Annotated in this window: 28 protein-coding genes; 13 read left to right on the top strand and 15 right to left on the bottom strand. The window is 35.1% G+C overall.

Features of this window, described 5'->3' with window-relative positions:
• Window positions 1-16: 16 nt before the first annotated feature.
• The 15 genes from CCAL9328_RS06295 to CCAL9328_RS06230 all read right to left on the bottom strand — a co-directional run bounded on the left by CCAL9328_RS06295 (window position 17) and on the right by CCAL9328_RS06230 (window position 11,260).
• Window positions 17-487, bottom strand: coding sequence for a methyltransferase (locus tag CCAL9328_RS06295; RefSeq protein WP_249318062.1), 471 nt, complete (start codon window positions 485-487; stop codon window positions 17-19).
• A 4-nt stretch (window positions 488-491) separates the two neighbouring features.
• Complete coding sequence (locus CCAL9328_RS11045) at window positions 492-710, bottom strand: class I SAM-dependent methyltransferase (protein WP_236842816.1); 219 nt, start codon at window positions 708-710, stop codon at window positions 492-494.
• 43 nt (window positions 711-753) lie between these two features.
• Entirely contained in the window at window positions 754-1,488 is a 735-nt protein-coding gene (locus CCAL9328_RS06290; protein WP_096024128.1) for an oxidoreductase, read from the bottom strand.
• Window positions 1,481-2,182 (bottom strand): acylneuraminate cytidylyltransferase family protein, encoded by a 702-nt coding sequence (locus tag CCAL9328_RS06285; RefSeq protein ID WP_096023485.1) that lies wholly within the window; start codon window positions 2,180-2,182, stop codon window positions 1,481-1,483. The genes CCAL9328_RS06290 and CCAL9328_RS06285 overlap by 8 nt, the downstream gene beginning before the upstream one ends.
• Window positions 2,179-3,072, bottom strand: a complete 894-nt coding sequence (locus tag CCAL9328_RS06280; RefSeq protein ID WP_170000272.1) for a Gfo/Idh/MocA family protein — start codon at window positions 3,070-3,072, stop codon at window positions 2,179-2,181. The genes CCAL9328_RS06285 and CCAL9328_RS06280 overlap by 4 nt, the downstream gene beginning before the upstream one ends.
• Complete coding sequence (locus CCAL9328_RS06275) at window positions 3,069-4,148, bottom strand: nucleotidyltransferase family protein (protein WP_236845827.1); 1,080 nt, start codon at window positions 4,146-4,148, stop codon at window positions 3,069-3,071. Before CCAL9328_RS06275 ends, CCAL9328_RS06280 begins: the two co-directional genes overlap by 4 nt.
• A complete protein-coding gene (gene neuC, locus CCAL9328_RS06270) occupies window positions 4,145-5,293 on the bottom strand; it encodes a UDP-N-acetylglucosamine 2-epimerase (protein ID WP_096028358.1) in 1,149 nt (382 codons plus the stop codon). The genes CCAL9328_RS06275 and neuC overlap by 4 nt, the downstream gene beginning before the upstream one ends.
• A complete protein-coding gene (gene neuB, locus CCAL9328_RS06265; RefSeq protein WP_170000271.1) occupies window positions 5,290-6,288 on the bottom strand; it encodes an N-acetylneuraminate synthase in 999 nt (332 codons plus the stop codon). Before neuB ends, neuC begins: the two co-directional genes overlap by 4 nt.
• The gene (pseI, locus tag CCAL9328_RS06260) at window positions 6,289-7,296 is read right to left on the bottom strand and encodes a pseudaminic acid synthase (protein ID WP_170000270.1); all 1,008 of its coding nucleotides are present in this window, start codon (window positions 7,294-7,296) and stop codon (window positions 6,289-6,291) included.
• Window positions 7,297-7,425: 129 nt separating this feature from the next.
• Window positions 7,426-8,115 (bottom strand): energy transducer TonB, encoded by a 690-nt coding sequence (locus CCAL9328_RS06255; RefSeq protein WP_170000269.1) that lies wholly within the window; start codon window positions 8,113-8,115, stop codon window positions 7,426-7,428.
• Window positions 8,112-8,498 carry a TonB system transport protein ExbD gene (gene exbD, locus CCAL9328_RS06250; RefSeq protein WP_170000268.1) on the bottom strand — a complete coding sequence of 129 codons (387 nt, stop codon included), beginning with the start codon at window positions 8,496-8,498 and terminating at the stop codon, window positions 8,112-8,114. The genes CCAL9328_RS06255 and exbD overlap by 4 nt, the downstream gene beginning before the upstream one ends.
• Entirely contained in the window at window positions 8,495-8,920 is a 426-nt protein-coding gene (gene exbB / locus CCAL9328_RS06245; protein ID WP_096018346.1) for a TonB-system energizer ExbB, read from the bottom strand. Before exbB ends, exbD begins: the two co-directional genes overlap by 4 nt.
• A gap of 147 nt (window positions 8,921-9,067) precedes the next feature.
• A complete protein-coding gene (locus CCAL9328_RS06240) occupies window positions 9,068-9,859 on the bottom strand; it encodes a sugar phosphate isomerase/epimerase family protein (protein ID WP_170000267.1) in 792 nt (263 codons plus the stop codon).
• Window positions 9,849-10,523: a pseudaminic acid cytidylyltransferase gene (pseF, locus tag CCAL9328_RS06235; RefSeq protein WP_170000266.1), complete on the bottom strand. Its 675-nt coding sequence runs from the start codon at window positions 10,521-10,523 to the stop codon at window positions 9,849-9,851. Before pseF ends, CCAL9328_RS06240 begins: the two co-directional genes overlap by 11 nt.
• Window positions 10,520-11,260 (bottom strand): thioredoxin domain-containing protein, encoded by a 741-nt coding sequence (locus CCAL9328_RS06230; RefSeq protein WP_096015228.1) that lies wholly within the window; start codon window positions 11,258-11,260, stop codon window positions 10,520-10,522. The genes pseF and CCAL9328_RS06230 overlap by 4 nt, the downstream gene beginning before the upstream one ends.
• A gap of 381 nt (window positions 11,261-11,641) precedes the next feature.
• Between CCAL9328_RS06230 and CCAL9328_RS06225 the strand changes: the two genes are divergently transcribed.
• From CCAL9328_RS06225 to atpA, 13 genes are all read left to right on the top strand, one after another.
• Window positions 11,642-12,670 carry a cytochrome-c peroxidase gene (locus CCAL9328_RS06225; protein WP_096015229.1) on the top strand — a complete coding sequence of 343 codons (1,029 nt, stop codon included), beginning with the start codon at window positions 11,642-11,644 and terminating at the stop codon, window positions 12,668-12,670.
• Between the two features lie 177 nt (window positions 12,671-12,847).
• Window positions 12,848-13,156 carry a 50S ribosomal protein L21 gene (rplU, locus tag CCAL9328_RS06220; RefSeq protein WP_086225044.1) on the top strand — a complete coding sequence of 103 codons (309 nt, stop codon included), beginning with the start codon at window positions 12,848-12,850 and terminating at the stop codon, window positions 13,154-13,156.
• Window positions 13,157-13,168: 12 nt separating this feature from the next.
• Entirely contained in the window at window positions 13,169-13,426 is a 258-nt protein-coding gene (rpmA, locus tag CCAL9328_RS06215; RefSeq protein ID WP_038455086.1) for a 50S ribosomal protein L27, read from the top strand.
• A 71-nt stretch (window positions 13,427-13,497) separates the two neighbouring features.
• The gene (obgE, locus tag CCAL9328_RS06210; RefSeq protein WP_170000265.1) at window positions 13,498-14,529 is read left to right on the top strand and encodes a GTPase ObgE; all 1,032 of its coding nucleotides are present in this window, start codon (window positions 13,498-13,500) and stop codon (window positions 14,527-14,529) included.
• Between the two features lie 156 nt (window positions 14,530-14,685).
• Window positions 14,686-15,450, top strand: coding sequence for a glutamate 5-kinase (proB, locus tag CCAL9328_RS06205; RefSeq protein ID WP_096021683.1), 765 nt, complete (start codon window positions 14,686-14,688; stop codon window positions 15,448-15,450).
• Entirely contained in the window at window positions 15,447-16,361 is a 915-nt protein-coding gene (gene fmt / locus CCAL9328_RS06200; RefSeq protein ID WP_096015805.1) for a methionyl-tRNA formyltransferase, read from the top strand. Before proB ends, fmt begins: the two co-directional genes overlap by 4 nt.
• Window positions 16,339-16,974: a biotin--[acetyl-CoA-carboxylase] ligase gene (locus tag CCAL9328_RS06195; protein WP_170000264.1), complete on the top strand. Its 636-nt coding sequence runs from the start codon at window positions 16,339-16,341 to the stop codon at window positions 16,972-16,974. The genes fmt and CCAL9328_RS06195 overlap by 23 nt, the downstream gene beginning before the upstream one ends.
• Window positions 16,971-17,753, top strand: a complete 783-nt coding sequence (locus tag CCAL9328_RS06190; RefSeq protein WP_096014093.1) for a ParA family protein — start codon at window positions 16,971-16,973, stop codon at window positions 17,751-17,753. Before CCAL9328_RS06195 ends, CCAL9328_RS06190 begins: the two co-directional genes overlap by 4 nt.
• A gap of 3 nt (window positions 17,754-17,756) precedes the next feature.
• The gene (locus tag CCAL9328_RS06185; RefSeq protein ID WP_170000263.1) at window positions 17,757-18,596 is read left to right on the top strand and encodes a ParB/RepB/Spo0J family partition protein; all 840 of its coding nucleotides are present in this window, start codon (window positions 17,757-17,759) and stop codon (window positions 18,594-18,596) included.
• A 62-nt stretch (window positions 18,597-18,658) separates the two neighbouring features.
• On the top strand, window positions 18,659-19,081 hold the full coding sequence (locus CCAL9328_RS06180; RefSeq protein WP_096014091.1) for a FoF1 ATP synthase subunit B': 423 nt from the start codon (window positions 18,659-18,661) through the stop codon (window positions 19,079-19,081).
• Window positions 19,082-19,090: 9 nt separating this feature from the next.
• A complete protein-coding gene (locus CCAL9328_RS06175; protein ID WP_096023473.1) occupies window positions 19,091-19,603 on the top strand; it encodes a F0F1 ATP synthase subunit B in 513 nt (170 codons plus the stop codon).
• Window positions 19,603-20,136: a F0F1 ATP synthase subunit delta gene (locus CCAL9328_RS06170; RefSeq protein ID WP_096021679.1), complete on the top strand. Its 534-nt coding sequence runs from the start codon at window positions 19,603-19,605 to the stop codon at window positions 20,134-20,136. The genes CCAL9328_RS06175 and CCAL9328_RS06170 overlap by 1 nt, the downstream gene beginning before the upstream one ends.
• Window positions 20,137-20,150: 14 nt before the next feature.
• Window positions 20,151-21,668 (top strand): F0F1 ATP synthase subunit alpha, encoded by a 1,518-nt coding sequence (gene atpA / locus CCAL9328_RS06165; RefSeq protein WP_096023472.1) that lies wholly within the window; start codon window positions 20,151-20,153, stop codon window positions 21,666-21,668.
• Window positions 21,669-21,674 lie beyond the last annotated feature (6 nt).

Below are 21,674 nucleotides of genomic sequence, written 5' to 3'. Positions count from 1 at the left end.
TTTAGAGAGATTTATCTTAATTTTTTTTACCAATAAATATAAAATGCCTTGAGCTACCTTCAAAATTATATAGATTAATCGGCGTATAATCACCAAAATATAGTGGCTCAAATAGCTTAAAATCATCTTTTAACTGCTCTATATCCTTAGTAAATTTAATATATGAGTCCTCGCTCATTCTACCTGTGGGAGTGCCTTGGATATGGGTTAAGCCATTTGGTAGTGGGGTGGATTTTTGATACATATCATAGCACTCATTTGCCATCATTGTAGCAAAGATTATGGCACCATCATTACAGATATCATAAAGCTCTTTTATGGTAGTTTCAAAGTGATCTTTGCTAAGATAATATAAACTTTGATTAGCAAAGATGAAGTCCATCTTTTGGTTAAATAGATGAGAAAATGAGCTATTTGGCTCGATTATATGAAAATTATCTTGATCTATATGGGGATCATTATGCCAAATTTCTTTTAAGCTTGGCACGATATCAATGCCAAAAGGCCTTATACCCCCCCCCTGATCGTTTAGCGAAATATTTGGAGTGAATTCCATTTCCACAACCAAAATCTAGTAAGTTTCCACTAGTTTTATGAAGAGCGAAATTTAAAATTCTCTCATAAAATCTAATAACATGCCCATCAGGAAACTCTAAGCCGTAGCCTTGTGTATCATACTTTGTAATGTATGCTGATAGTGAATTATCCATTTTTCTCCTTTAAAAATTTGTTTAATTATAACTAATTTAAGCTTTATAAGCAAAATCCATCATCAACTATGATATTTTGCCCATTGATAAACTCGCTATAATCACTAAGCAAAAATATCAAAGCCCCGCAAATATCGCTAGGATCTAGCATTCCTTTATTTAGGCAAACTTCTTTATATTGGTTTAAGAATAGCTCATTTTGATTATCCAAAATTCCACCCGGGCTTATACAATTGACTCTGATATTAGCCCCTTTTAGGTATTTGGCTAGGTAGCGACTTAGGTGGATTACGCCTGCTTTTATAGCGCTATAAGCTACTGGTGAGCTCATTTGCGTGCCTTTGTAGGTTTGGAATTTAGGAGCGACCACGCCTTGGATGGATGAGAGTGTGATTATATTGCCATATCCTTGAGTTTTGAAGTATTTAGCAAATCTTTGCATCACCAAAAACGCCCCACCAAGCTGTAAATTTGTATTTAGACAAAAATCCTCATAATCCACATCAAAAAAGTGGTTTGAAAAGCTCTTTGTCCTAGGATAGGCAGCATTGACTACAGCATCGATTTTACCATATTTTTGACTAGTTTGCTCTATTAGATTATCTAGTGAGTTTTGGCTTGTGATATCTGTGCTTATGAAATCGCATTTTTGTTCTAAATTTGGTTTGGATATATCGGCGTTGATTGTTGTGGCGTGATTTTGGATAGTGGCACTTACAAGGGCTTTGCCGATTAGTCCTGAGCCACCTATTATTACTACTACTTTATCTTTAAGCATTTTGACTCCTTAAAATTTGCTCTACAATCATAAAATCTAGCTCATCATCTATATCAATGCTACGATTTTGAGGCATTATATATAGGCCAGTTTTTGGTATAAATAGAGTATCGGTTGTTAATAGAATTTGAGATTTCCATATATAAATTGATGCGTTCATATCATAGGTTTGCGGTGCGTCTTGTCTGCGTAAAATCGCATTTGGGAGTGGTTTGCTTAAATTTATTGTGCCATCAATTTGCCTCTCTATTAGGTTAAAGTATGGGCTACGGCGACTTGGTGCGGCTGTGATTAGGATATCATTATCATCATCTATAAACTGCTTAAAAGCTCTATTGATATCACTAGCTAATCGAAGTGGTGAAGTGGCATCAAGGTCTATTATATAAGCAAATTCGCACCCATAATGCTCTTGGGATCTAATGAGAGCATCACGGATAGCAGGGATCTTGCCGGCGCTATCGCTAGCTAAGCTTGATTCTCGCTTGAAAAAGACTTCGCCACCATATTTTATAGCCACACTAGCTATCTCATCGCTATCGGTGCTAATTACAATATGTTCAAACAAGCCACACTCCTTAGCTTGATTTATCGTGTGAGCAATTAGCGGAAGACCAGCAATTTGGCGGATATTTTTGTTTTTGACCCCTTTGCTACCACCTCTAGCACAGATGGTACATAGTATTTTGCTCATATATTGTCCTTTTGAATTTGGTCTATTAATCTCATTGTATTTAGGGCTTCACTCAATTTACATATATATTTTTGCTCGCCCAAAGCATCAGCGTGCATAGCGATAAATATGGAATTTCTATCTAAATTTGGCTCATTTATTGTGGTAGTTGATCCGCTTATATCACTGATTTTAAGCTGGTTTGTTATAAGATTTAGTTCAAAAGTATTATCATCTGTTTCAATTAAAATTTGGCGATATGGAGTTTTGCTTAGATAATTTAAAGAGATATTGACCAAGGCTCTATCGCAGTAGGCTAAAATCATCGATATATCATCGCTTGTGATATTTAAATTTGATATTTTGGCTTGGATAGCTTTGATGAGTTTTAGGCTTGTATCAGATAAAAAACTTATATAGTCAATCTCATGACTAAGATCTAATAAAACCCCACCACCACACTCTTTATCAGCGCTATATGATTTGGTGTAATCCATTTTACGCCAAGTTGGCAGGTATTGGCCGCAACGAGCTTCGATAGATAGGATGTTTTGATTTTTTAACATATCTTTAAGTTTTAATATTAAAGGGTGAAATCTAAGATTATAGCCGATTAAAATTTGGTTATTTGGGCTGAAATTTTGGAATTTATCAAATAATGGTTTCTCGCAAAGTATGATTTTGCCATGCACTTTTGAGTCAATGTAGCTTAAATGCTCATAGTGTAAATGCGTCGCAGAAGCGATGATGAAGTAGTCATAAGAGTTTAAATCCACTTGATTTAGATCTTTATAAATTTTAATATTTTCTAAATTTTGCGATGATACGGCGTCAGCTTTTATACCAATTTGATTTAAGACTTCATAGTGCCTACGGCCGATTGAGCCCATGGAGATGATGAGTGCTCTCATGAGAAAAACTCATTGTAAATTTCATTTGCGGTGTTATACTCTTCGATTCTACCGATATCTAGCCACTTTTCGCTAATTGGATAGGCCTTTGGTTTATAGCCTTTGGCGGCTAAATGATTAAAGAGATCAGGCATATCAAGATAGCTATTTTTGTCTATTAAATTTAGAATTTGCGGATTTAGCATATAGATTCCAGCTGCTATGTGAAATTTGGATTTTGGCTTTTCTGTGATTGATTTGATGGTGTTATCATCTAAATTTACAACCCCATAAGGCACTTGCATCTCATACTCTCGCACGCACATTGTAGCCATGGATTTATGGGCATTGTGATAGTCGTGAAGTTTGCTAAAATCAGCATTAGTTAGCAGATCAGCATTCATCACAAAAAACTCATCTTCTAACCCATCAATGAGGCTTAACGCTCCAGCCGTGCCTAGTCGCTTACTCTCGTGAATATAGCGGATATTTATCCCAAATTTATCGCCATTACCAAAATACTCTTTGATAATCTCAGATCTATAATTAACGCAGATAGTAAAATTTATATATCCATAAGAGTTAAAGCTCTCGATTATTGTTTGTAAAATCGGCTTTGGGCCTACATGGAGCATTGGTTTTGGGATTTTGCTAGTGAGTGGGCGAAGTCGCATACCTAGCCCACCTGCCATTAATACTACTTGATTTGGCTTTATCTGTTTGGATTCATAGAGATTTTTTATCGCTATGGCTATGCCATTTTGATCCACAATCGGTATGTAGCGGATATTTTTGGCTTTGGCTTTTGCGATGATGGATGCTGGAATTTCAAATGAGCTAGATACTATCGGCGTGCGATAATACAAGCTCTCAATGCTACTTTCAAGCTCCATGGAATTTAGCAATCCACGCCTTATATCGCCATCGCTTATAGTCCCTAGTAAAACTCCATCATCACTAACGACTAAGGCCATCTGTAAAGCGCCGTTATTTATGATTTTTAAGGCTTCTTTAATTGAGCTTGATGGGCTTAATTTTATAGTATTTATATCCATATTGTAGCCCTTTTCACGCAATACCCCCCCCCAATTTTTCATATTATATCCTTGAATTTTTTCACTCTTATATCTTTTAAATTTATATTTTTTAACACTTTTATTATCGCTTTGCTAGGTTTGGAGTTGCCATATGGATTTTGCTTTTTTTGGATAATTTTTTGGAATTTTGGTGTGTAGGCTAGTTTTATCGCTTTTAAAATTTGAGATTTTATAGGCTTAGTATCGATCACGCTTAAAGCCTTTAATCTACCATCTTGCCTACTGCCTACATTGATGGTTGCCACGCCTAAACTTGGGGCTTCTAAGAGCCCACTAGAGCTATTGCCTAAGATTATATCTACGAATTTTAAAGCACTCAAATATCTCAAACTCCCCAAAGAGGCAAATACAACGCAATTTGCGTGAGATTTGACATACTCATCTATCATCTTATTTATCTCCAATCCACCAGCATCGCTATTGGCTTTTGTGAAGATGATATTTGTATCTTTTAGTTCGCTAATAGCTTTTAAAATCTCTTTAAAATCAGCTTTGCTATCTTTTTTTGTGGTGAGTGGATGATATGTAACTAAGATATTTTTCTTATTTAATTTAAATTTAATTGACTCTTGAAATTTCTTTTTGCTTAAAAGCTTTAATCTTTTGATATTCTCAATCCCCATCCCACCTACATTAAATATAAATTTTGGATCTTCGCCTAGTTGAGCCACCCTTTTAGCATACTCTTTAGCAGCGGTAAAATGTATATTGGCCATTTTAGTGATGCTATGCCTAAATGCCTCATCTATCGCCCCAGCACTTAGCTCACCGCCGTGAATATGCGCTATAGGAATTCCTATCACCAAAGCCGCCGCTGCCGCACAAAATATCTCATATCTATCACCTAAGACAACCACAATATCAGGGCTAAGCTCATTTAGAGCTTTACCAATCTTACTAATTGCTTCGCCCATTGATTTACACACGCCTAGGGCGTTGTTGGAGAAGTTTAATATATCTACTTTTTTATCTATGTTAAATTCATTTTGAATTTCTAAATATGTATTGCCATATTCGCTCCTTAAGTGGCTACCTGTGACTACTAATTGTAGTTGAAAACTATCATTAATGCTAAGCTCTTTAATGAGCCAATATAGGAGTCCATACTCCGCTCTTGAGCCTGTAATTACACAAATTTTTCTCATATTATCTCATCTTCTTTATAATCTTTTTTAGCTACTTGACCTATGATTTCATCCCATTTCATCGGACTTATACCAGGTGGTGTGGCTCTTTTGGTGGTGATATTTTGTTCGTTTAGAATTTCGCCTTTTTTGATATCGCACTTTGCTACTATGGATTTTCTAGCGATATTTATATTCTCTATTTCACTTGGGCTTGGACGCTTAATGCCATCACCTAAAGCTATCTCTATAGCTCTAATCCCTTCTACCATCATTTTTAGCTCATTTGGTTCTAAACTAGCTTTGTGATCTGGGCCATTTAGGCTTTTATCAAGTGTGAAGTGCTTTTCTATCACACTAGCACCCAATGCCACAGCCGCAATAGGCACATAGATCCCCAATGTGTGATCACTATAACCAAATTTAACCCCAAATTCCGCCCCAATGCTATTCATCGCTTTTAAATTTACATCACAAAATGGGGTTGGATACTGCGTATTTGCGTGTAAGATTGTGATATTTTCTAGCTTTGTATATTGCTTTAAAATGCCTAAAGCTGAGTCTATCTCGCTCATTGTCGCCATGCCTGTTGAGAGAATTATAGGTTTTTGGAATTTAGCTATGGTGCGAAGTAGGGGCAAATTCGTAATCTCCCCACTTGGAATTTTAAAGGTTTTAACCCCAAGCTCATAGAGCATATTAGCTGAATCTATATCAAAAGCCGTAGATAAAAACTCAATCCCAAATTTCTTAGCATGCTTGATTAGCTCTATATGGTCATTAAAGCTCAATTCAAGAGCCTTTAACATCTCATATTGACTTTGGTTTATATCTGTTGTTTGCTTTTGGTAATTAGCTTTTAAAGCGGTTTTACTAGCTAAATTTTTAGCTTTAAAAGTTTGAAATTTCACCGCATCAGCCCCAGCCTCATAGGCCTTTTGTATCAAAGCCTTAGCCATATCCAAATCACCATTGTGATTTACTCCAGCTTCAGCTATTATATATACTTTTTTCATCTATTCAAAATCGCTAAATTCTAATGGCTTGGCAAATTTCAGATCTTTTGAGGCTTTTTTGCCTATAACTTCATCATAATATTTAGGATGAAGACCTTGGGCAGGGCGGATGGAGCGGATATTTTGCGGGGTTAAAATTTCCCCTTTTTTAATATCTTTTGTTACAAAAAGCGATCTAGCATATTTGCGATTTTTCTCATCAAAGCTATAATCTACCTTGCCTAGAGCCTTATAGGCATTTTTGACTGCTTTTGCCATGGCGCTAAACTCATCATAATTAAGAGAAAATCCGCTATCTTCACCGCCTAAGGCTCTATCAAGTGTGAAGTGCTTTTCTATCACACTAGCACCTAGTGCCACAGCGCAAATTGGCACCTCTAGGCTCATTGAGTGATCGCTTAGACCAACTTTAACGCCAAGTGGGCTAAATCTAGATACCATATCAGCAATTGTAGCGATATTCATATCTTCTATTTTAGCCGGATAATCAGAAGTGCATTTAAGAATGGTTATATCATTGTTTCCGACACTTTTACAAGCTTCAATTGCTTCATAAATTTCTTCAATTTCAGATACCCCAGTTGAGATAATCATAGGCTTTTTATGCTTTGCTGCGTAGCGGATTAATGGATAATCCATCGCTTCAAATGAGGCTATTTTATACCTATTTACATTGATACTTTCTAAAAAATCAACAGCACTAAAATCAAATGGCGTGCTAAAAAACTCAATCCCAATCTCATCAGCATAAGCTTTAAGCTCGCCTTGCCACTCCCAAGGGGTATAGGCCTTTTGATAAAGCTCATACAGGCTCTGCCCAGCCCAAAGCTCATCATCTCTAGTCATGAAAATCTCATCCCTAGAATCAATCGTGATGGTATCGGCGGTGTAGGTTTGAACTTTGATAGCATCGGCACCTGCATCTTTAGCGGCTTTTATGATTTTAAAGGCTAAATTCTTATCACCGCAGTGGTTTGCTGACATTTCAGCTATGACAAATGGATTCATATCAACTCCAAATTTAATTTTATAGATTTTATCCAAAAAATCCAAAATTATAGCTTGTAAGCCAAAATAATACCAAATTTAAATGGTATTTTGATTTTTGGCTATTTGGATGGGAGTTTAGGGGTGAAATTATGATATTTTATAGACTAATGGAATTTGAATTTCAATGGTTTTATCATATTTTGGAAAGTGCTTTGACGCATCTAAAATAGTGGTTAATGCGGCGTCGTTTAATATCTCATATGGTGAGCCTTTTATAATTTTAAGAAATTTAAGCTTCATATCCTTAGTCCATGTGAATTTCACCACAACTTCGCCTTGCTGTCTTAATTTTCTAGCCATTCTAGGGTATCTATGCTCTTTATCAATTGCCGATTTTATCGCAGCTAAGAATGGATGATTGGTTGAATTTGAGATATTAAAGCTCTCTATTTGCTCGGCTGAATTAACTTGAGCCAAAGGGGCTTGAGAGTTAGCATTTGTAGTAGCCATCTGTGCTACTTGCTCTGGTATCGGCTTCGTAGCTGGTTTTATAGCTGGTTTTGGTCTGTGTCTTGGCTTTTTTATTGGTGGCTTTTTGATTGCTTCAAGTGGCTTAGCAATTGGCTCTATTATAGGCTCGATATTGTGAGTTGGGGCGGGACTGGCTTGTTTGGATGGGGCTTGGATAATCTGGCTTAAAGATATGCTACTATCATTGCTAATAGATGGAGTAATGGGCTTTAATACATTTAACCCAAGCCAAAGAAACGGCAAAAACAATATAGTAGTTAGACAAAATGATTGTGTTTTGGTTGAATTTGAGATATATCTTATCATTGTGCCCTTTCTGTGATGATAGCGAAATTTTCGTGATGATTTAATTTTAATATATCTATGACTTTGACAAAACTATCAAATCTCGCCTCTTTATCGCTTTTTAGCTCTACTATTGTATCTTTTGGCGTGATTGATATTTTACTGCTTAGCTCATCAATGCTAATTTGTGTATCATCAAGATAAAATTTGTCATCTTGGTCTATTATGATGGTTAATTTCTCCTTAGACTCAAGCGGTTTAGCAGAGCTAGCACTTGGCAAATCTACTTTGATTTTACCACTTGCGATAAAGGTTGAGATACTCAAAACCATCGCTAAGACAACTAAGATAATATCGATAAATGGGATGATATTTAGCCCTTCGTTTTTAGGTAATTTAATCAAGATTCTATCCTATTTTGATATTTGCTAGATATCAAATTCACACCTCGCAAAAGATAGTTATAAGCTATCAAGCTAGGAATTGCTACTAATAGTCCAAGCGCAGTTGCTTTAAGCGCTAACGAAAGACCCAAAACCACACTTTTAACATCAATAGTAGCTGAAATACTCATATCATAAAAGCTAATCATAATGCCAATAACAGTACCTAAAAGTCCGACATATGGGGCATTTGAGTAGATTATATATAGAGTAGTGAGATTGTAGCTTAGGGCGTTATCTAATTCGGTTTGATTAGAATAGTTATCAAAATCAACTCGCCTTAAAAACAGAACTCTCTCTATAACGCACCAGCAAGCCACAAACGCCATAATACCAAGCGTAGCAAAGATTATGTAATCTATATATTCTTTTAAAAATTCCATTAAAATCTCCAAAAATTTTGATAATTATACTCAAAATAACTTTAAAATAAAATTATAAAAATAGGAGATTTATAGCTTAAATTTGATATTATAATTAAATAAATTACATATAATTAACAATCTTAAGAATTATTATCAAATCTAATATTAGATTATAAATTTTGAGATAATATCTTTTAAATAATTTGAATCTTTGATAAAATCATCTAAATTTTCTTTACTATCTTTAATAGTCTCAATAGCCAAAAACTCGCCCCCACGCAAGATTGATACAATCCTAGCTATATCGATACTGCCATCACCAAAGTGTAAATGAGCGTCAAATTTAGCCTCTTGGTCATTGTCGCTTATGTGATAAATTGTAGGTTTTAGGGTATTGAATTTGGTTATATAATCATATGGATTTAGCCCTTGATAGTTCGCACTACACAGAGCATGCCCCGCATCAAGGCAAAAATCACACCCAACTTCGCTTAAAATCTCTTTGATATCTTCGTATGTGCTACCTACGCAAAATGCGTTGTTATAGCTATCAATGGGGACTATATATGGTTTATTTTCTATAGCAAATTTGAGATTTTTGATCATTTTCATCTGTCTTATACTCTCTTTGAGTTTGCCACCAATTCCTGGATGAAAGATGGTATATAGGGCTTCAAGCTCATTTTGATATACTTTTACCTCTTCGCATAAATTTAAATTATCATTGAGTTTATTAGGATTAGAAAAGTCAAGCCCACTGCCAAAATGCGGAGCATGGATGGCGAATTTAACCCCGCAATCTTTGGCTAGGCTTTTCCATTTTGATATCATATTAAGGCTATTTGGCACCGCATAAAGCTCGATATAATTATACACCCCAAGCTCAAAAAGCTCTCTTGCTGGTGATATATAATTTTCATTTAAACTCCAAAGTTTTAAACCAATTTTATAACTCATTTTTGACCTTAAATTTAATCTGTGCCATATTCCAATCATCCATTGTATCGATATCTTGAGCTAGGGATTCATCTATTATATATGGTATTATATTGTTGCTATTTAGCCTTGAAGTTTTATGGAAATAAAACATCCCCGCATCGTGATACATAGGCTCTAAATCCTGGCTTCTTTTTGTGGCGTTTTGTGGTTCATTGTATTGTAAAATTCCATCTACAATTCTAAACGCCCTTTGAATTGGAAAGCTAAATTTCACCACCGGCGTCAGTCCATCAGCGCCACTAGATATAAACTTATCATACGCATCACGCAAGATACCACCATCTAAAAACGGCACACAAGGATACACACAGCATATCACACTTGGTTCAATCCCAAGATTTTTATACTCACCGATCACCTCTACTAAAACATCATTAGTAGTAGCGTAGTCATCAGAGTTTTTTCTTGAGCGCATAAAAGGCACTTTAGCGCCTAAATTTCGAGCTATATTAGCAATCTCATCATCATCTGTTGAGACCATAATCTCATCAAAGATATTTGAGTTTTGACAAGCTTGTATAGCATAAGCTATCATAGGTTTTCCCATAAATTCTTTGATATTTTTGCGTGGAATTCGCTTCGAGCCGCCTCTTGCTGTGATGATAGCTAGATTATTTATCATAATCCCAAATCCTTAGCATCTATAAGCGTAGGCACTCCACGCACAGCACCAGTGGCAAAAATCCTATCTACTTGAGATTTAAATTCACTAATTTTCTTATCACTTATATCTGTTGGCTCTTTTGTATCTATAGAGAAATATTTTCTTAAAATTGCTATTTTAGTGGCATCATCTTTGGCATTTTTGGCTTCGTTTAAAATGGCTATAGATTTTTTAATTGCTGGAATTCCATGCGATGAGACTGGGGCTAGAATGACTTTTAAATTTGATTTTTCAAGCTTATTTTCTATCAATTCTAAATCCTGACGACAAAATGGACAATCAGGGTCTGTAAATAGATATTTTGTCTCTTTATTTTTATCATCTCCTATTGTTATAATGCTATTTTTTGGTAGTGATTTTATCACTTTGCCAAGGGATTTTGCGGCCTCTTTTAGGGCTATTTTGTTTTGTTCGTTTTCGAAATTTGCTAGGTAGCTAAATTTGTTTTTGATATCTATAATATCAGGAAAGATATACTCTCCATCGCTATAAAGTGCGCTATAAGCACTATTTTTGCCATCGCTTATTTTGATTTTGATCTCTTCGAAATTTGTGTTTGGTATATTTTTGCGTGAGTCGATTGAGTATTTTAATTGGCTATTATCTCCTTTAAAAATCTCTAAAATTTCAGACTCGCTTAAAGCGCCAAAGAGCAAGCTAGAGCTTAGAATTGAGCTTACAAATATCTTTTTCATTCTATATCCTTATCATATATAAATCGCAATTATATGGGCGAATTTTAAACAAAAATCACAATCTATTATCAAATTTTTAAGAATCCAAAGCCTAAAAATAGCATAATATTACCTTAGGTAACACAAATTTTAAATTTGATTTAGAATTTTTATATAAAATTTGATTATATATTTATTACATAGATTTATCTTTAAATAGCTTTCAAGCTCTATTTTATCATCAAAAAAGATTAATATTATCTTAAATAAAATAAGTAAAATTTATATTTAATAAAAATAATTAATACTTAAAGAGTATTTTTAGCTTAAATTCGCTATTTTTTATTTACTTTCAATTATTATATTTCCAATCGCAAACCAAATTTTGTAAGGAGTTTCATTATGAAAAGTACATTACTTTTAAGTTCTGTATTAGTTGCTACATCTTTATTTGCTGCTAGTGATGCTGATCTTTTAAAAGCTGCTAAAGATGCTGGTTTAAAAGCACTTCCAACTACACAAGCCCAAGTAGATGAGATGCTAAAAGAGATAGGCGTACAACCAAATAAATTTACAAAAGCAAAAGCCGAACTTGGTAAAAAACTATATTTTGAGCCAAGATTATCAAAAAGCGGTATAATTAGCTGTAATACCTGCCACAATCTAGGTCTAGGCGGAACTGATGGTATCGCTGCTGCTGTGGGTCACAAATGGACGGTAAATCCACACCATCTAAATAGCCCAACAGTCTATAACTCAGTGTTAAACACAACACAATTTTGGGATGGTCGTGCTATGACTTTAGTAGATCAAGCCAAAGGCCCGATCGAAGCTGAACCAGAGATGGCTACTCCAGCAGCACTTGCAGTAGAGAGAATAGGCTCACTTCCAGAGTATCAGGCTGAATTTAAAAAAATATATAAAGATGGTATTACATTTGACAATATCGCTGATGCGATCGCAAGTTTTGAAAGAACACTTCTTACTCCATCTAAATTTGATAAATTTATGAATGGCGACTTAAAAGCTCTAAACAAAGCTGAAAAACAAGGCCTACAAACTTTCATTGATAAAGGTTGTGTTACTTGCCACACAGGTGTAAATCTAGGTGGATCTATGCAAGCATTTGAAGTAGCAGGTAAATATAAATTTGCTAATATTGGCGACTTTAAAGGTGATGCAAATGGTATGGTCAAAACTCCAACTCTAAGAAATGTAGCAGAAACTGCTCCATACTTCCACAATGGCGCTATATGGAAACTTGATGAAGCTGTAAAAGAGATGGGAAGCGTCCAATTAGGTATCGAAATCAGCGATGCTGAAGCAAAAAGCATTATTAACTTCTTAAATGCTCTAACAGGTGAAAAACCAAAAATTGTATATCCACAATTCCCAGCAAGCACAGAAGCTACTCCAAAACCAGAGCTATAATCTCAAAGCCTACCAAATCGGTAGGCGAAATTCAGATTTCATCCCAAATTTAGTCAAAATTTATAAAAAATTTAGTATAATCACGCCCTAATATCCAAAATAGCTCCATAAATCTCTTTGATAAATTTTTTATTTAAGAGTGCTTTTTGGTCTTACCAAATTTTAAAGGATAGTTTGATGTATGCGATTATCAAACATGGCTCAAAACAATATAAAGTTAGCGAAGGCGACTTCCTAAATTTAGATCATTTTGAAGCCGAAGCAAAATCAATTGTTGAAATCACCGAGGTTTTAGCAGTTAATGATGGCAGTTTAAAGGTAGGTGCGCCGTTTGTGAGTGGTGCAAAAGTTGTTTTAGAAGTTATACGAGAAGGTAAAGACAAAAAAGTTGTTATCTACAAAAAACGCAGAAGAAAAGATTCGAAATTAAAACGCGGTTTTAGAAGAGAATACACTCGTGTAAAAGTTACAAGTATAAAAGCCTAAGGAGAGTAAAGTATGGCACACAAGAAAGGTCAGGGTTCAACCCAAAATAACCGTGATAGTATAGGTCGCCGCTTAGGTGTTAAAAAATTCGGTGGTGAGTTTGTAAGAGCTGGAAATATCATAATCCGCCAAAGAGGAACGGCTACTCACCCAGGCAACAATGTAGGTATGGGAAAAGATCATACTATATTTGCTTTGGTTGATGGTTTTGTGAAATTCGAAAGAAAAGACAAAGATAGAAAAAAAGTTTCTGTCTATCCAGCTGCATAATCTAAGCCCCATAATTTGGGGCTTTTCTCTTTTTATTATCTCTTAATAGCCTTTAAATAAAGGATATCCAAATGTTTATCGATAGCGTAAATTTCAGTGTAAGTAGTGGCAAGGGTGGCGCTGGGTGTGCTAGTTTTCGCCGTGAAAAGCATGTTTTATTAGGTGGGCCAGATGGCGGCGATGGCGGAAATGGCGGTGATGTATATTTCATAGTTGATAACAACACTCACACCTTAGCTAACTATAAGGGCAAAAGAGTCTTAAAAGCTCAAAATGGCCAACCCGGACTTCCTAGAAATATGAGTGGCAAAAAGGGTGAAAATCTAAATTTAATTGTCCCGCCTGGCACCGTAGTATATGATAATGATAGTGGTGATATATTGCTAGATTTGACAATCCAAGGGCAAAAAGAGTTATTTTTAAAAGGTGGGAAAGGCGGACTTGGTAATGTTCATTTCAAAACAAGCGTCAATCAAGCTCCATCAAAAGCTCAGCCAGGACTTCAAGGCGAGAGTAAAAATATCCGTTTAGAGCTAAAACTCATAGCTGATGTTGGATTAGTAGGCTTTCCAAATGTCGGTAAATCCACTTTAATCTCAAGCATATCAAACGCAAAACCACAAATTGCCAATTATGAATTCACAACCCTCACACCAAAATTAGGCCTTGTAGAAGTGGATGAATTTAGTGGATTTGTGATGGCTGATATCCCTGGGATCATAGAGGGTGCTAGCGATGGCAAGGGGCTTGGATTGCAGTTTTTAAAGCATATTGAGAGGACAAAAATTTTGCTTTATATGATAGATTTAGCAAATTATCGCTCACTTAAAGAGCAGTTTGAAACTCTTAAAAATGAAGTTTTGAAATTCTCACCAAATCTAGCCAAAAGAGATTACGCCATAGCCTTAACTCGCCTTGATGCGGCGGTGGATAGTGATGAGAGGATAGAAGAGTTTTTGAGTGAGTTTGAATTTGATAAAAAACAAGATATTTATGAGTATAATCACCAAAAGCCGTTTTTTGTTTTGCCTATTTCTAGCGCTACAGGAGAGGGATTAAAAGAGCTTAAATTTAATCTTTTGGAGCTTTTAAATTCAAATTAAATTTAATATTTTATTATATTTTCTTATATGTATAATAAAAATTAGCTAATTAAAAAGTCTATTTGAGTTAGCTAATTTTGCTTTTATTCTAACCAAATTTTTAAGCCAAAAATAGTATAATCACAAAATTTATTTTTAAATTCAAGGCAATAAGTGATGAAAAGAGTGGTGATAAAAGTAGGCTCTCATGTTTTAAGCGATGAGAGCTCGATTAATCAAAATAGGATAGATAATCTTTGTAAATTTCTAAGTGAATTGAGTGATAAATTTGAGGTGATATTAGTTAGTAGTGGGGCGATTAGTGCGGGGCAAACGAAGTTTAATCTACCTAGGACAAGCGTGGTAAATAAGCAAATTTTATCTAGTTTAGGCCAACCATATTTGATGGAAATTTACTCTAAAACATTATCAAAATATAATAAATTAGCAGCTCAAATTCTCCTTACGGCAGGAGATTTTGACTCTAGAAAAATCACAAATCATGCCAAAAATGTTATCAATGGTTTGCTTGAAAATAAAATTTTACCAATTATAAATGAAAATGACGCCACAGGAATTAGCGAGATAGTTTATGGCGATAATGATAGGCTCTCAAGTGCGGTAGCACACTATTTTGACGCTGATTTATTGGTGATATTAAGCGATATAGATGGGTATTACACAGCTGATCCAAGCCTAGATAAGAGCGCAACAATCCGCCATTTAGTCACTGTTTTAAGTGATGAAGAGTTAAATAAAACTAGCTACACAGGTAGCAAGCACGGCACAGGCGGCATCACCACAAAGCTCTTAGCGGCTGATTTTTTGATGAAAAAGGGCAAAGATATGTTTTTAGCTAGTGGATTTGATCTAAAAGTAGCTAGGGAATTTCTTTTAAACTCAAACCAAATTGGCGGGACAATTTTCAAAGGTAAAAGATGAAAAATATCGTATTTATGGGAACTCCAAGCTATGCTAGTAGAATTTTGGACGAAATTTATAAAGAGGGATTTAATATATTAGCTATCTACACTCAACCAGACAAACCAGTAGGCAGAAGTGGCGAACTAACCCCGCCCGATGTGAAAAAAACAGCTATAAATTTAGGCCTTTTGAGTATAGTCCATCAGCCAAATTCGCTCAAAGATGATGGAGTCAAAGAGCATATAAAATCACTAAATCCAGATATTATAATAGTAGCAGCTTATGGGCAGATCTTGCCAGTTGAAATTCTCAATATCGCACCTTGCGTGAATTTACACGCTTCTATCTTGCCAGCTTATCGTGGTGCGTCGCCGATACAATCAGCGATTTTAGACCAAAATAGATTAAGTGGCGTAACGGCTATGAAGATGGATGAGGGGCTAGATAGTGGCGATATATTGGCATTTAGCGTCATTGATATAGCTAAATTAAACTCTCAAGAGTTGTTTGAAAAATTAAGTGATATAGCAGCAAATTTAACTATCAAAATTTTAAAAGAGTATGAAAAAATCAAGCCTATTAAGCAGTTTAACGCTCTTAGCTCAAAGTGTAAAAAAATTAAAAAAGATGATGGATTAATAAATTTACAAAATGATAAAGCTAGCGAAATTTGGGCTAAATTTTTAGCATATTTTGGTTGGCCGGGTATTTTCACACAAAATGGCGTAAAAATTTTGGATATGGAAATTTCGAATTTAAATGGCGAAGTTGGCAAGATTATAAGCGTAAATAGCGATGGATTTGTGATCGGGGCAGTTGGCAATGGGATATTGATCAAAAAAATTCAAATAGCCGGTAAAAAACCAGTTGATGGGGTAAGTTATCTAAATGGCAAAAGGATAGGCATTGGAGATAGAGTATCTTTGTGAGTGTGAATCTACTCAAACCAAACTAATTAATGATATAAAATCACTACAAAAATCCCCACCATGCGCCATCATAGCTGATTCGCAAAGCTTTGGTATCGGTAGTAGGGCAAATAGCTGGGATAGCCCAAGGGGGAATTTATATCTTAGTTTTGCGATAGATGAGAGTGAGCTACCAAGCGACTTAGCCCCAGCATCAGCTAGTATATATTTTGCTTTTATTTTAGTTTTAGCTCTAAGGGATAAAGGCTCTAAAATTTGGCTAAAATGGCCTAATGATCTATACCTAGCAAATCGCAAAATCGCAGGCATCATCACCACCAAAATCAATAATATCTATATATGCGGTATAGGATTAAATTTAACTAATTGCCCAAATTACGCCGATTGTTTGGATATAGAGCTTAGTAGAGATGATATAGTGGATTTATACTTCAAAAGTTTAAGCGCCAAGCCAAAATGGAAGCAAATTTTTAGCAAATATTTGGTAGAATTCGAGCTATCAAAGAGTTTTTCTATCCATATAGATGATAAAGAAATTAGCCTAAATGACGCTAAACTAGAAAATGATGGCTCAATAATAATAAATAATAAAAGGGTGTATTCAGCAAGATGAGTGAGATTATAACCATTGCCAACCAAAAAGGCGGCGTAGGCAAGACTACAACAGCTGTAAATTTAGCAGCATCTTTGGCCGTGGCTGAGAAGAGAGTTTTGCTACTTGATATAGATCCACAAGCCAATGCTACAACTGGTTTGGGATTTAAAAGAAGTGATTATGAATTCAATATCTACCATGTCCTAACAGGTAGAAAAAATATAAATGATATAGTTTTAAAAACAGAGCTAAAAATGCTTGATATCGCCCCATCAAATATAGGATTAGTAGGCATAGAGCAAGAATTTAGCGAACAAAATAGAGATTATAAAACCATTTTAAAAAATAAACTTGCAACCATCCGTGATAGCTATGATTATATCATCATTGATAGCCCGCCAACTCTTGGGATTTTGACTATTAATGCACTTACTGCTAGTGATAGTGTTATTATCCCGATTCAGTGCGAATTCTACGCTATGGAGGGGTTAGCGCAAATTTTCAATACCGTAAAAGTGATAAAAGAGACAATAAATCCAAAACTAACTATAAAGGGATTTTTGCCTACAATGTATAGCGCACAAAATAACCTTTCTAAAGAGACGGTAGCCGACCTTAAAAAGCATTTTAGCAATAAATTATTTAAAGCGCAAAATTGCGAAGATGGATTTGTGATAATCCCTAGAAATGTAAAATTAGCCGAAAGCCCAAGCTTTGGTAAGCCTGTAATTTTGTATGATATTAAATCTAGTGGCTCACAAGCTTATCAAAATTTAGCTTACTCGATAATGGGGTAGGATATGGCACTTGGCAGAGGACTAGACTCCATTTTAGGAGATGTGGAACAAGCGTATAATAAAGAGTTAAATAAAGAACTAGTGGCTGAAATCGATATCGATAGAATTCAGCCAAATCCATTTCAACCTAGGAAAAGCTTTAGCGATGAAGCCTTAAAAGAGCTTAGCCAAAGTATCGAGCGTCATGGACTTATCCAGCCGATAATTGTCATTAAAGATGGTAGCAACTTTACCTTGATCGCTGGCGAGAGACGCTTACGAGCTACTAAACTGCTTGGTTTAAGCAAAATCAAAGCAATTGTAGCCAATATCGCAGATAAAAATTTAAGAGAGTTAGCGCTAATTGAAAATATCCAAAGAGAAAATTTAAGCCCAATTGAGTTAGCTAACGCCTATCAAGAGCTTATAAATGAGTATAAAATCACCCAAGAAACTCTCTCATCAATAGTCAAAAAGAGCCGAACGCAGATCACAAATACACTTAGACTTTTAGGTCTTGATGATTATACAAAGAGCTTAATAGATGATGGCAAAATTACTCAAGGTCACGCTAAAATAATGGTAGGATTAAGCAGCGAAGATCAAAAATTAGTCGCTGACACCATAATAGGCCAGAAATTAAGCGTAAGAGATACCGAGAATTTAGTAAAAAGATTAAAAAGCCCTAGTCAAACCAAAAAGCCAAAAATCGATATGAAAGATAGAGAAAATTTAAATTTACTTAAAGATCTAATAGAAGATTTTGGCATCAAATGTAAGATAAATGGTCCAAAATTGATACTAAATTTAAACGATAGTAAAAAAATAGCTAATTTGATAAAAATAATTCAAAAAATTCAGTAGAATTTATTTTTTAATATTGTAAAATAACTGGCTAATTTAATGAAATTACATAAGGAGAAGTGATGCTACAGATAGATCCGCCGTTGTTGCTGATCACGCTAGTGATCTTTTTAGGGCTTATCTTTGTGTTAAATTCCATTCTCTACAAGCCTTTGCTTGGTTTCATTGATGATAGAAATAGATCTATCAAAAATGATGAAGAGAGCGTTAGCAAAAATGCTAGCGATGTTGGAAGTTATGAAGCACAAATAGATAAGATTCTAAGTGATGCCAGAGCTGAAGCACAAGCTAAAAAGCACGCTGCTTTAAGCCAAGCCAAAGAGAAGGCCGCTACACAAATCGCTATCAAAAAAGAGAGCTTAGAAGCTGATTATAACAGCTTTATAGCGGGATTGATTGATAGAAAAGCTGAGTTAAAATCAAATTTAACCGCCAAAATCCCAGAATTAAAAAGTGCCCTTGCTGGTTCTTTATCTAAAATATAGGAGTTTTGTATGAATATTAAATTTATTCTATTGCTTATAGCTCCGATATTTGCTTTTGGTGCTGCTAGTGGAAGTGGTGAGTATGACATAGTCCCTAGGGTGATTAACTTTGTTATATTCTTTGCTATTTTGTATTATCTAATAGCCAAACCTATAAAAGCCGCTTATAATGGTAGGATTAACTCTATTGCCAATAGATTAAATGCTATTCAAGAGAAGTTAAAAGCATCAAACGCCAAAAGAGAAGAGGCAGCTAAAAGGGTAGAAAATGCTAAAGTAATAGCTAGCGATCTAACTGAGGCTATCAATAAAGAGATAGAAATTATGCTAGCTAAGATAGAAAAAGATACTCAAAACGAGATCCATATCTTAGAAAAAAGCTATGAAGAGCAAAAAGATTTTGAAGAAAGAAAGCTTGTTAGAGTTGTAGTAAGCGAAATTTTGGATGAGTTACTTGAAAGTGATGCTATAAAAATTGATCAAAATGAGCTTGTTAATCTTATTATTAAGAAGGTGAGCTAATGAGAGAAATAGTAGCAAAAAAATATGTAAAAGCGCTAATTCTTGCTTTGGATGCTAGTGAATTTGATAGAGCAAGTGATGAGTTTAAGAAGTTAGCATCTGCATTTTCTATCCCTAAATTTAATTTTATCATAGACTCTCCTATGATTGATGCTAAATCAAAGGTTGAATTTCTACTATCTTTAATAGATGATAGCTCAAATAAAAAATTAGGCAATTTTTTATTGCTTTTAAGCCAAAGGCAAAGATTGCATTTAATACCAGAAATTTCAAAAGAATTTGAGTATCAAAAGGCTATAAGAGATTCTAAATTTAAAGGTTTAATATCTGGAAATATAGATATAACTCCAGCACAAAAAAGTGAGTTAGAGAGTAAATTTTCTAATAAGTTTGATGTAAAGGTTGAATTTGAAACTATTAAAAATGATTTTAATGGTATTAAAATTGAGCTTGATGATTTAGGCGTGGAAGTTAGTTTTTCAATTGATAGATTAAGGGCTCAAATGAGCGAATATATATTAAAAGCAATTTAATAAGGAGTAAAAGCGTGAGTGTTAAGTTAAAAGCTGATGAGATTAGCAGTATCATCAAAGAACGCATAGAAAACTTTGATCTTAGCGTTAATATTGAAGAGACTGGCAAAGTTATATCAGTCGCAGATGGCGTGGCAAATGTTTATGGTCTTAAAAATGTCATGGCTGGCGAGATGGTTGAATTTGAAAATGGTCAAAAAGGTATGGCATTAAACCTAGAAGAGAGCAGCGTAGGGGTTGTTGTCTTAGGTAGTTGCAATGATATTAAAGAAGGAAGTAGTGTAAAGAGACTTGCTAGACTTCTTAGAGTGCCAGTTGGTGATGCGTTAATTGGCCGTGTTGTAAATGCTCTTGGCGAACCAATAGATGGCAAAGGTGCTATCGATGCTACAGAAAGTAGATTTATCGAAGAAAAAGCCAAAGGAATTATGGCTAGAAAATCTGTCCATGAGCCGCTACAAACAGGTATTAAGGCTATTGACGGTCTTGTGCCAATTGGTAGAGGCCAAAGGGAGCTTATTATTGGTGACCGCCAAACTGGTAAAACTACAGTTGCAACCGATACAATTATCAACCAAAAAGGTCAAGATGTTATATGTATTTATGTAGCTATTGGTCAAAAGCAATCAACCGTAGCACAAGTTGTCAAAAAGCTTGAAGAGTATGGTGCTATGGATTATACAATCGTTGTAAATGCAAGTGCAAGCGATGCAGCAGCCTTACAATATCTAGCTCCATATGCAGGTGTAACAATGGGAGAGTACTTCCGTGATAACTCTCGCCACGCTCTTATCATCTATGATGATTTAAGCAAACACGCTGTGGCTTATCGTGAGATGTCGCTTATCCTTCGCCGCCCACCAGGTCGTGAGGCTTACCCAGGAGATGTATTTTATCTACACTCAAGACTACTTGAAAGAGCAAGTAAGCTAAGTGATAAGCTAGGAGCAGGAAGCTTAACAGCTCTACCTATTATCGAAACTCAAGCAGGCGATGTTTCAGCTTATATCCCAACAAATGTTATCTCCATTACAGATGGTCAAATTTTCCTTGAGAGCGATCTATTTAACTCAGGTATTCGCCCAGCTATCAATGTTGGTCTATCTGTATCTCGTGTTGGTGGTTCAGCTCAGATCAAAGCTATCAAAAAAGTATCTGGTACATTAAGATTGGATCTTGCTCAATATCGCGAACTTCAAGCTTTTGCTCAATTTGCTAGCGATCTTGATGAGAGCAGCAGGAAACAGCTTGAAAGAGGCCAAAGAATGGTTGAGGTATTAAAACAACCACCTTATAGCCCGCTTCCAGTAGAAAATCAAGTTGTCATCATCTATGCGGGTAGTAATGGATATTTAGATGATATTCCAGTATCTGCTGTTACTAAATTTGAGGCTGAACTTTATCCATATATTGAGGCTAAATATCCAGATATTTTTGAACAAATTCGCAACAAAAAAGCACTTGATAAAGATATTGAAGAAGCACTAGATAAAGCATTAAATGAATTTAAAGCAATATTTAGCGCTGAATAAGGCTAA

It is taken from the genome of Campylobacter sp. RM9328 (assembly GCF_012978615.1).
Note: the sequence above shows the minus strand (reverse complement) of the source record. Positions and strands in the feature narration are given on the sequence as shown.